This is a genomic window from Amphritea pacifica (genome assembly GCF_016924145.1).
GTDB lineage: Bacteria > Pseudomonadota > Gammaproteobacteria > Pseudomonadales > Balneatricaceae > Amphritea > Amphritea pacifica.
Window position 1 is genome coordinate 22,844 of sequence record NZ_JAFFZO010000044.1, and the last position, 11,201, is coordinate 34,044.

At 49.1% G+C, this 11,201-nt stretch carries 8 protein-coding genes and 4 tRNA genes; 10 read left to right on the forward strand and 2 right to left on the reverse strand.

The features are described from left to right. The first annotated feature begins 180 nt into the window (after positions 1-180). Positions 181-1,026 (forward strand): mechanosensitive ion channel family protein, encoded by an 846-nt coding sequence (locus JW499_RS19650; protein WP_205212184.1) that lies wholly within the window; start codon positions 181-183, stop codon positions 1,024-1,026. A gap of 102 nt (positions 1,027-1,128) precedes the next feature. Here the strand turns inward: JW499_RS19650 and JW499_RS19655 are convergent, their stop codons facing one another. Together JW499_RS19655 and folD are read right to left on the reverse strand one after the other, a co-directional pair. Beyond that, the gene (locus JW499_RS19655) at positions 1,129-3,264 is read right to left on the reverse strand and encodes an FAD-dependent oxidoreductase (protein WP_205212185.1); all 2,136 of its coding nucleotides are present in this window, start codon (positions 3,262-3,264) and stop codon (positions 1,129-1,131) included. Positions 3,265-3,572: 308 nt separating this feature from the next. Then, positions 3,573-4,424, reverse strand: a complete 852-nt coding sequence (folD, locus tag JW499_RS19660; protein ID WP_205212186.1) for a bifunctional methylenetetrahydrofolate dehydrogenase/methenyltetrahydrofolate cyclohydrolase FolD — start codon at positions 4,422-4,424, stop codon at positions 3,573-3,575. 331 nt (positions 4,425-4,755) lie between these two features. Here folD and JW499_RS19665 point away from each other — a divergent pair. The 9 genes from JW499_RS19665 to JW499_RS19705 all read left to right on the forward strand — a co-directional run bounded on the left by JW499_RS19665 (position 4,756) and on the right by JW499_RS19705 (position 10,793). After that, positions 4,756-4,831: transfer RNA gene (locus JW499_RS19665), tRNA-Arg, on the forward strand. 31 nt (positions 4,832-4,862) lie between these two features. Next, positions 4,863-4,938: transfer RNA gene (locus tag JW499_RS19670), tRNA-His, on the forward strand. A gap of 63 nt (positions 4,939-5,001) precedes the next feature. After that, positions 5,002-5,086 (forward strand) — tRNA-Leu (locus JW499_RS19675). 27 nt (positions 5,087-5,113) lie between these two features. Further along, positions 5,114-5,189, forward strand: a tRNA-His gene (locus JW499_RS19680). A gap of 245 nt (positions 5,190-5,434) precedes the next feature. Further along, a complete protein-coding gene (tig, locus tag JW499_RS19685; RefSeq protein ID WP_205212187.1) occupies positions 5,435-6,769 on the forward strand; it encodes a trigger factor in 1,335 nt (444 codons plus the stop codon). 115 nt (positions 6,770-6,884) lie between these two features. Then, entirely contained in the window at positions 6,885-7,505 is a 621-nt protein-coding gene (clpP, locus tag JW499_RS19690) for an ATP-dependent Clp endopeptidase proteolytic subunit ClpP (protein WP_091358689.1), read from the forward strand. A gap of 166 nt (positions 7,506-7,671) precedes the next feature. After that, positions 7,672-8,967 (forward strand): ATP-dependent protease ATP-binding subunit ClpX, encoded by a 1,296-nt coding sequence (clpX, locus tag JW499_RS19695; protein ID WP_205212188.1) that lies wholly within the window; start codon positions 7,672-7,674, stop codon positions 8,965-8,967. A gap of 170 nt (positions 8,968-9,137) precedes the next feature. Beyond that, complete coding sequence (locus JW499_RS19700) at positions 9,138-9,863, forward strand: YebC/PmpR family DNA-binding transcriptional regulator (RefSeq protein ID WP_205212189.1); 726 nt, start codon at positions 9,138-9,140, stop codon at positions 9,861-9,863. Positions 9,864-10,301: 438 nt separating this feature from the next. Next, positions 10,302-10,793 (forward strand): GNAT family N-acetyltransferase, encoded by a 492-nt coding sequence (locus JW499_RS19705; protein ID WP_205212190.1) that lies wholly within the window; start codon positions 10,302-10,304, stop codon positions 10,791-10,793. Positions 10,794-11,201: the final 408 nt, after the last annotated feature.

The window sequence follows — 11,201 nt, forward strand, 5'->3', positions numbered from 1 at the left end:
TAAACAATATTTCAGATAAATCACTTTAGCCACGACATTGTCATCCCTCGCGTATTCAAGGGATAGGTGGGGTTGTTGATTGACTTCGCATCATCACTGTTATTCACTCGCATTTTGCGCCTGAAGTGTTATGCAGGTATTTCGCCTCCTAAGGGAAGACAAACAAGGGAAAACTAAACGATGTCGGAACTACTAGAAAAAATTGATATAAACCAATACTTTCCAGCCGCGGTTGACTGGGCAAGCAATATTCTGCTGGCAATTGTTATCTTGCTGCTGGGCTTATGGTTTGCGGGCAGGGTGAATAAGCTTATTGTGGCTGCCAGCAAAAAGAATAAGCACCTGGATGATACGCTGTTCCGTTTCCTCGGCAGCGTGGCCCGCTATGTGATCATTGCGTTTGTGATGATCGCGGTACTGAATCGCTTTGGTGTACAGACCGCTTCGATTGTTGCGTTGCTGGGTGCGGCAGGTCTGGCGGTCGGTCTGGCACTACAGGGAGCAATGTCGAATCTGGCAGCCGGCGTTATGCTGCTGATTTTTCGTCCCTATAAAGTGAATGATTTTATTGAGGCGGCAGGGCGCTTTGGTAAGGTGACTGAGATCGATATGTTTACTACGATACTGCAAACATTTGATAATCAGCAGATCATCGTACCTAACTCGCAGATCTGGGGTGATCAGATTATCAATCACTCTCACTATGATATCCGGGGTGTCGATATGCACTTTGGGGTGGCGTATGCTGAAAGCACTGATGCTGCCCGTTCGGTGATCGAAGCAGTATTGGCAAACCATCCCTATGTGTTAAAGAACCCGGCCCCCTTTGTTGAAGTCGAAACATTGAATAACAGCTCGGTTGATTTTCTGGTGCGGCCATTCTGTAAAGGCGAGCACTATTTTGATCTGCTTTACTCAGTGCCGGAGCAGATCAAGAAAGCGCTGGACGAGAATGAGATAGAGATCCCGTTCCCGCATCGAAAAGTGATTCTGGTGAATGAAACGACTAAGGAACTTGTTTTATAAACAATATTATATAGTTGCTTTAATATATTGATATTGTTGATTAAAAATCCCTGAAATTCAGGGCTTTTTGATCCGAAGGAATGCTGTTCCAGGAGTTGGCGATTAGCCACGCTTCCAGCTGTGAAATTTCTCCAGCCAGCCAAGTACCTTTTGCGGCGCATGCTGCTTTTTCCACTCACCGGCAACAAAGCGATTGGCTTCGTTCAGGGTTGGGTACGCATGCAGGGTGCCGAGGATCTTGTTCAGCCCCAGTTTGTTTTTCATCGCCAGGGCGAATTCGGGTAGCATCTCGGCGGCATGTTCACCCACCATTGTCACGCCGATAATCTTATCGCTGCCGGGTTTTAATAATACTTTTACAAAACCATAGGCCGCTTCGTCTGTGATCGCCCGGTCCAGCTCTTCCAGGTTGTAGCGCACCGCCTCATAGGCGATGCCTTTATCAATGGCCTGTTTTTCATTCAGACCGATGCGGGCCACTTCGGGGCTGGTATAGGTAGTAAATGGGATAAACCGGTAGTCTACGCGGAACCGTTTCAACTGCCCAAACAGTCCATTGACCGCAGCATACCAGGCCTGATGGCTGGCTGCGTGGGTGAACTGGTAGGGGCCTATGACATCACCGCAGGCGAGTATATTGGGGAAGCGTGTGCGCAGATAATCATCCACCTGAATGGTGCCGCCGGGTTGGGCTGTGATGCCCAGTGCTTCCAGACCAAAACCCGTGACATTGGCGCTACGACCGGTTGCTACCAGGAGTTTATCGAAGCCGATACGTTTTTCCTGGTCATTATGACGGCACACCAGTACATACCCTTTTGCGGTGACTTCAAATCGGAGTGGTGTATGGCCTGAGCAGATCCTGATGCCATCCTCTATCAAGCGTTTTTCGACCACGGCGGCAGCATCCTGGTCTTCCCGGGTCAGCACCTGATTGCCCCGGAAGAGTATTGAAACCGTGCTGCCCAGTCGGGCGAAACACTGCCCCAGTTCGCAACCGATAGCGCCTGCGCCAAGTATCAGCAGTCGTTCAGGGCGCTGACGCAGTTCCCATACGGTATCCGATGTCAGTGGACCGACCTGTTCAATGCCGGGGATCTGAGGGATTGTCGGGCGGGCTCCGGTTGCGATCACGATGTTTCGGGTGGTGATTGTTTTGCCGTTAACTTCAACCTCCCAGGGGCTGCGGATAAATGCCTCTCCGGTAACGCAATCGACCCCGAGTGATTCATAGCGGGCGATTGAGTCATGGGGCTCGATGGTCTGTATTATTCGTTGCACCCGTTCCATAATCTCAGCGAAATCGTATTCGACAGCTGCTTTACGGATTCCAAGCTGTTCAGCGTCACGTATATCTGCGAGGAAGTGGGTGGTGCGGATCAGGGCTTTTGAGGGCACGCAGCCCGTATTAAGACAGTCACCTCCCATCTTATGGCGTTCTATCAGGGTGACTTTTGCTCTGGTTGCCGCCGCAATATAGGAGGTTACCAGCCCGCCAGCTCCAGCACCTATCACCACCATATTAGTGTCGAATTTCTTCGGCTTGTTAAACCCGGTGTAAACGCGGCGCTGTTTGACTGTATCGGCAATAGATTTTGCGATCCACGGGAAGGCGCCTAATAAACAGAAAGAGAGAATCAGGCTGGGAGAGAGAATATCACCGGGTTGTTTAATGGCCGCCAACTGAGTACCAGCATTGACGAATACAGCGGTGCCCGGCAGCATGCCCAACTGACTGACCCAATAGAAGGTACCCGCTTTCATCCGGGTCATCCCCATAACGGCATTGATAACAAAAAACGGGAACAGCGGCACCAGGCGAAGGGTGAACAGGTAGGATATTCCGTCTTTTTCAATCCCCCGGTTGATCGGATCGATATATTTAGAAAACTTGTTGGTCAATGGCTCCCGCAACAGATAACGGGAGATCAGAAACGCCAGGGTCGCACCGATTGAGCTGGCAAATGAAACCAGCAGCAAGCCGGTAAACAGGCCGAAGATCGCGCCACCTAGCAGAGTCATAACCGCCGCCCCGGGAAGGGATAGGGCGGTGACAAGGGTGTAGATCAGCATAAACGCGGCAAGTGCTGCCAGGCGGTTATTGGCCACCCAGCTTTGTAAACTGTCCTGTTGCGATTTTACATAGCCAAGATTCAGGTAGCTATCCAGATCCAGCAGGAAGAACGCGCTGATCAGGGCGGCAATGACAACGATCAGGATGATTTTTTTACTATTCATAAACAGGTTTGCTCAGCATGGGTGGCGGTGTGTTTCCGGTGTTAGCCGGGTGTATTAAATGTGCCGCTAGTGTGTAAAAGATTGTTGCCAAAAACGGTTGTTAACGGTTGTTGCCAAAAGATAGTGGCATACTAACCTGAAAATTTCCTGAATATAGTGATGTAAACGGGTGCTGCTGGTTGCGTTAACATTTGATCTGGTTACTGATTTTCCGCTGGCCTGAGGTTAAATGTTACATCAGCCCAATAAAAAAGGCCCTTTATGATCTCCGTCGGGAGGATAAAAGGCCTTTTTCAAAGCGATTGGACTCAGCTGTTGTTATTCGCTGCTTCCAGTGTGTTTTCCATCAGGGTAGCGACGGTCATGGGGCCTACGCCGCCAGGTACGGGGGTGATCCAGCCAGCCCGTTGCGCAGCAATATCGTATTCAACATCGCCTACCAGACGGCCATCTTCAAGGCGGTTGATACCGACATCGATCACTATCGCGCCCGGTTTTATCCATTCCCCCTTAACCAGGCCTGGAATACCAACCCCGACAACGACAATATCGGCCCGCTGCACATGGCTGGCCAGGTCCTGAGTAAAGCGATGGGTTGTGGTTGTCGTGCAGCCTGCCAGCAGTAACTCAAGTGTCATGGGGCGGCCAACGATATTAGAAGCCCCCACGATGACGGCATCTTTACCCCGTATCGGTTCACCTGTTGATTGCAGTAGTGTGATGACCCCCTTAGGGGTGCAGGGGCGAAGTGCCGGGAGTCGCTGGGCAAGACGGCCCAGGTTGAACGGATGGAAGCCATCGACATCCTTTTCAGGACGGATTCGCTCAAGAATCTCATTGGCTTCCAGTTGGTCAGGCAGAGGGAGCTGGACCAGTATGCCGTCAATCTTAGTATCGCTGTTCAGCTCATCGACCAGATCAAGCAGTTGTTGCTGTGTGGTTTCGGCGGGCAGGTCGTAAGAGACGGACTCAATGCCGACCTCTTTACATGCATTTTTCTTGTTTCTGACATAGACCTGCGAGGCGGGATCGAAGCCTACCAGTACTACCGCCAGGCTGGGGGGACGTTTGCCCTGATCAATACGGGCTTTTACCCCAGTGGCAACCTGTTCGCGAACATTTTGGGCAATCTGTTTGCCGTCAATTATCTGAGCGCTCATCTTACGAATGTTTTCCTCAGTCATTTTTTGATGGCGCGGATTGTCTCATGGTTGCCCCTATCCTCCAAGGGGAAATGCTCCGGGTATTCTTTGTGCTTCAGTGATTATTGAAGGCCGGTCCGGGCAGACGGCTGAAAACCTGTTTTTAATGGAGCGATTGTGTTTTCGGATCGCAATAGCAGAAAATTGCTAAGTGGTTTATTTTGTTAAAATTTTAAAAAAGGGTGTTGACGGGGTATAAAGCGATATATATTATGCGCACCACCTTGAAGGGAGGGTCATGACGCACCTGGTTGCAGATAGTGCTTCTAACAAGGTCGGGCAGTGTCAGGCGCCCGTAGCTCAATGGATAGAGCACTCGCCTTCTAAGCGAGCGGTTGCAGGTTCGACCCCTGCCGGGCGCGCCAAAAAGGTCTGACAAAAAGCTGTATTGCAATGGTGGGCGTAGCTCAGTTGGTAGAGCTCCGGATTGTGATTCCGGCGGTCGTGGGTTCAAGCCCCATCGTCCACCCCAATACAGTGTCATCGGATTCATGGTACGCTGATACCAGGAAGCAGATGGCAAAAGAAAGTTTTTGCGAGTGTGGCGGAATTGGTAGACGCGCTGGTTTTAGGTACCAGTATCTTACGGTGTGGGAGTTCGAGTCTCCCCACTCGCACCAATGACTTTCTCAATCAATATGCCTGTGGTGGGCGTAGCTCAGTTGGTAGAGCTCCGGATTGTGATTCCGGCGGTCGTGGGTTCAAGCCCCATCGTCCACCCCATTTCCCCCGTTTATCCGTCCCTGATTTCTTTCCTGTAATTAAAACTATTTCAACCTGTTAGCTGTTTGTTCTGTGTACGTTGATATTCAACGCTTTTCACTTGACTAATAGTGCCGCTTCCCGGACAATTTCCGCCTTTAGAAATTCTGGCACCTGTTGTTACGGGCTTTGTGCTGAAGCATGAGGGTAAGCAGCGGGTCAATTTTCAGATTTGTAACGATACAAATAATTTTGTGAGGAATTCCATGCAAGTATCCGTAGAAACCACTACTGGTCTTGAGCGTCAGCTGACGGTTGTCGTACCTGCTGATCGTGTAGACGGCGATGTAGCTAAGCGTGTTCAGCAGACAGCCCGTACTGTTCGTCTGGACGGTTTCCGTCCTGGTAAAGTGCCGGTTAAAGTGGTTAAAAAACGCTACGGCCAGGGCATCCGTCAGGAAGTGATCGGGGAAGTTGTGCAGCAGAGCTTTTATGAAGCGATTCAGCAGGAAAACCTGACCCCTGCGGGTGGCCCGAATGTCGAATTTAAAAACGACAAAGAGGGTGAGGATTTCTCATACACAGCCACGTTTGAAGTATACCCAGAGATCGCACTGGCTGACTTCTCCAGCGTTGAGATTGTTAAAAACTCCGCTGAAGTTAAAGAGGCTGATCTGGATCAGATGATTGAAACGCTGCAGAAGCAGCAAGCTGCTTTTGAAGAAGCTGATAAAGCCGCAGCTGAAGGTGATCAGCTGAACATCGATTTCGAAGGTTTTATCGATGGTGAAGCTTTTGATGGCGGTACTGCAACCGGTATGGATCTGGTGCTGGGTTCCAACACTATGATTCCAGGTTTCGAGGCCCAGCTGGAAGGCGCTAAGGCGGGTGAAGAGAAAGAGGTTAACGTTACTTTCCCTGAGGAATATCACGCTGAAAACCTGAAAGGTAAAGATGCTAAGTTCAACGTTAAAGTGAACAAGGTTTCTGCTCAGGTGCTGCCAGAACTGAACGAAGAGTTCTTTGCTAAGTTTGGTATCGAAGAGAAGACCGTTGACAGCTTCAGAGTTGAAGTGCGCAAGAACATGGAGCGTGAACTGACCCAGGCGCTGAAATCCAAGCTGAAAGAAGCGGTATTCAGTAAGCTGGTAGAGATCAATGCAATTGATGTACCTGCTGCCCTGATTGATGGCGAGATCGATGCAATGCGTCGTCAGGCTATCCAGCAGTTTGGTGGCGAGAATGCCAATATCGATCCTAACATGCTGCCTAAAGAGATGTTTGCAGAACAGGCTGAAAAGCGTGTTAAGGTTGGTTTGCTGGTCGCTGAAGTGATCAAGGCAAACGAACTGAAGGTTGACGAAGATCGTGTCCGCACCACTGTTGAAGAGCTGGCTGCTACTTATCAGGAGCCTCAGCAGGTGATCGACTGGTACTACAGCAACCAGGAGATGCTGAATCAGATTAACAATCTGGTTCTGGAAGATCAGGTGATGGATCTGCTGCTGGATTCTGCTAAGGTAAGCGAAACCGAGCTGAGCTATGAAGACGCAATCAAGCCTGCAGCACCTGCAGCAGAAGAAGAATCAGAAGAGGCGTAATTGCCCTTCGTCTTAATTGCGTTTATAAAAGAACGGTTGTCGGCTTTGGCCGGCTGCCGTTTTTTTTTCTGGACGTGCGCTAAGCGTGTTTGTTAAGGATTAGGAGAGAATTCAAATGTCGGATTTTTATAATGGCCCTACAGTAATTACTAACAGTGGTCTGGTACCCATGGTTGTTGAACAGACAGCGCGTGGTGAGCGTTCTTACGACATCTACTCTCGATTGCTCAAAGAGCGGGTTATCTTCATGGTGGGTCAGGTGGAAGACCATATGGCTAACCTGGTGGTTGCTCAGTTACTGTTTCTTGAATCGGAAAACCCGGATAAAGATATTCACCTGTATATAAACTCACCGGGCGGTTCAGTCACTGCAGGGCTGTCTATCTATGACACTATGCAGTTCATCAAGCCTGATGTAAGTACTATGTGTATCGGTCAGGCGGCCAGTATGGGCGCATTGTTACTGACCGGTGGCGCTGCAGGTAAGCGTTATTGTCTGCCACATTCGCGGATGATGATTCACCAGCCTTTGGGTGGTTATCAGGGGCAGGCAACAGATATCGAGATCCACACTCAGGAAATTCTGACGATTCGTGATAAATTGAACACCATTATGTCTCATCACACCGGTCAGGATATGGCGACCATCAGTAAGGATACCGATCGGGATAACTTTATGTCTCCCGAGCAGGCGGTTGCTTACGGGCTGGTCGATCAGGTGCTGAGCAGCCGTTAATACTGCTGTGATCGGGACAGTTAGCAGTCCCGTATTGGCTGTCGTGATAGCACCGCACTTGAAGTTTGATTCAAAGCGGTGCACATTATCCGCTATAATGTGCGTGGCACACGAAAGAAATCAAAAGTCCGGGCCGGGCATGGCCGGGACAAACAGAGGTAGTTGAATGTCGGACGATATCAACGGACAGGGAGGAAGCGATGACAGCAAGTTGCTGTATTGCTCTTTCTGTGGCAAAAGCCAGGACGAAGTTAAGAAACTGATTGCAGGCCCGTCTGTATTTATCTGTGATGAATGTGTTGATCTGTGTAACGATATCATCAAAGAGGAGATTCAGGACGCGGAAGAGGCCCAGGAAGAGGGTGATCGCCTGCCGACTCCGGCTGAAATTAAAGACAATCTGGATGCGTACGTAATCGGTCAGGAACGGGCCAAGAAAGTACTCTCCGTTGCGGTATATAATCACTACAAGCGTCTGCGTTTCCAGCAAACCGCCGGTGATACCGATGTTGAGCTGGGTAAGAGTAATATCCTGCTGATCGGCCCAACCGGTAGCGGTAAAACCCTGCTGGCTCAGACACTGGCAAGAATGCTTAACGTGCCGTTCACCATTGCCGATGCAACGACACTGACCGAAGCCGGTTATGTGGGTGAAGATGTTGAAAACATCATTCAGAAGTTGCTGCAAAAGTGTGATTACGATGTCGAGAAAGCCCAACTGGGTATTGTCTACATCGATGAGATCGATAAGATCTCCCGTAAATCAGATAACCCGTCAATCACCCGCGATGTCAGTGGTGAGGGTGTACAGCAGGCCTTGCTGAAACTGATAGAAGGCACCGTGGCTTCAGTACCGCCTCAGGGTGGTCGCAAGCATCCACAGCAGGAGTTTTTGCAGGTTGATACCTCCAATATCCTGTTTATCTGTGGTGGCGCATTTGCTGGTCTGGATCAGGTGATCAAACACCGTAGTGAAAAGAGTTCGATCGGCTTCAATGCGGCCGTCGTCAGTAAGGAAGAGACCCGCAAGATTACCGATATTCTGGCTGACCTGGAGTCTGAAGATCTGGTGAAGTATGGTCTGATCCCTGAGTTTGTCGGACGTCTGCCAATGATTGCGACGCTGACTGAGCTGGATGAGGATGCCCTGATTCAGATTCTGACCGAGCCGAAAAACTCGCTGACGAAGCAATATTCAGCGCTGTTCGGTATGGAAGGCGCCGATCTGGATTTCCGCGAAGATGCGCTTAAAGCCGTTGCGACCAAGGCGCTTGAAAGAAAGACCGGTGCCCGGGGGCTGCGCTCCATTCTGGAAGAGAACTTGCTGGATATTATGTACAGCCTGCCATCTCAGAAGGGGATCTCCAAGGTTGTTATTGATGAGGGCGTGATCAACGGCGAGTCCGACCCGATCCTTATCTATGAAAATCTCGAAGCACCGAAAGCGGCTGCCGAAGACTGAGTTTATTCAGTGATATGTAAAGACGCGCCCACGGCGCGTTTTTTGTGTCTTGATCAACTAATCCCCTGTTAACTGATCTATTTGTTAACAATCAGGATTCACACACTAGAGCTTAGACGGGCGAGCGATTAGAATGAGCTCCTGTCTTAATGTAAGAAAGAGATTTTCCAATGGGAAGAAAGTTTGAAGTTCGTAAGGCTTCCATGGCTAAGACTCAGGGAGCTAAATCCAAACTGTATGCTAAATACGGTAAGGAGATCTATGTTGTCGCTAAAAATGGTGGCGTAGATCCTGAGGGCAACCTGTCGCTGCGTCGTATTATCGAGAAAGCGAAAAAAGATCAGGTGCCGGCACATGTTATCGAAAAGGCGATTGATAAAGCCGCAGGCGGTGGAGGAGAGGATTTCGTTCCTACCCGTTACGAGGGTTTTGGCCCAGGCGGATGCATGGTCATCGCTGATTGTCTTACCGATAACAATAACCGCACTTTTGGTGATGTCCGTGTTGCTTTCAATAAGGGTAAAGCAAAACTGGGCGGTCAGGGTACTGTTGCACATATGTTTGATCACCGTGCAGTGTTTGTGTTTCCCCATGACGACGAGGATGAGATCCTTGAACTGTTGATGGAAGCGGATGTTGATGTGGCTGAAATCGAGAGTGAAGATGGCAATATCACTGTCTACGCGCCACATACAGATTTCTTTAAAACTAAAACCGCCCTGAACGAAGCATATCCTGATCTGGAAGTTGAAGTTGAAGAGATAACCTTCATCCCACAGACCTATACCGAGCTGGCGGGTGAAGATCTTGAGCAGTTCGAGAAGTTCCTTGAGCTACTCAACGATGTGGAAGATGTTCAGGATATCTACCATAACGTTGAGATGCCTGATGAGTAGGCAGGTGTAACTGATCAGTTAATAAAAGGCCGGTGTGGAAGCACCGGCTTTTTTATGGGTTTTTAAAAAGCCGTCGCTCGTTGCTTATGTTACAAAGAGCGTGACTTGCAACGACTGTTGAGTTCTATCGGCGATATCCCGTCACTTGAATATGAGGAAAACTATTATCGACAAATAGTCGAAGATACGGCAGCATGATTCAAACAAATCCGCCTTCGAATTTACCGGTCCGATTCAAACATTACATTCAGTGAAAGCTGGAACTGGATTGACTTGCCTGTTGGGTGAAATGGCGAAGATGAACAAATCAGACGGTTTGTGCAAGGCTTATGCTCCGCGGTAAATAATATAATTGAGGCGCTGGATGCGGTAGCCCCGCACGCCCGGATCTGTGTGGGGGCGCCTCGGTAACGGGGCGCTCTACCACGACCAACTACTATGAAAATACAAACATACTGTGCAGACAACGCCAGGGAAATTGCTGACTTGTTTCATCAGTCTGTTCAAGCAATTGACTCCTCGCTGTATTCACCAGAGCAAAAAGAAGCCTGGGCACCTACACCTGTCAATTATGAACGCTGGGCTGAACGCCTGAATGCGAAAAAACCGTTTATAGCTTTTATTGATGGTTGCGTGGCAGGTTTTATAGAATTAGATGCAGATGGTCATATTGACTGCACTTATACTCACCCAGATTTTCAGGGAAGAGGGGTCGCATCCAGGCTGTATGAACGTTTGCTCGATGAAGCAAGAGCCAGAAATATCAAACGCTTATATGTCGAGGCATCACTTGTGGCTAAGCCGTTCTTTGAACACCGCGGTTTCTCTGTGATCAAAACGAATGAAGTTCAGAGAAACGGGGTGACTTTAATTAATTTTTCAATGGAGCTGAATCTAAGTCGTTACAATCAAATGAAGCCGATCACTTGAGCGTCGACTGATAACGACAGCGTTAGTGTCGGTGGAGGATGTTATGGACAAGCCTGCCAGGACAGACATGTTTTTCAGGCTAAATGGCTGGATACATTGCTTAATTTTAATGCAGGAGAAGTGGTGCGTGGCTAAAGAAAAGCGCTATAACCCAAAAGGAACAAGATGCATCTTTTAGCAAAATGTCTGTTGCTGGTTACTTGCCTGTCGTTGTCAGGCTCATTGCTGGCTAATGAAATTGAAAAGAAGTTCATAAAGGCTGGGCTCGTTGATGTATTAACCCGGTGGAAGTTTACATCTGATATAATGTACCCATGATTACAGATGCACGCAAGCTCAGCACAGAGCAACAAGAACTTTTACGCCAGCAAGCCATTAAACTCCGTGAGAAGGGCAAAACCTTTCAAG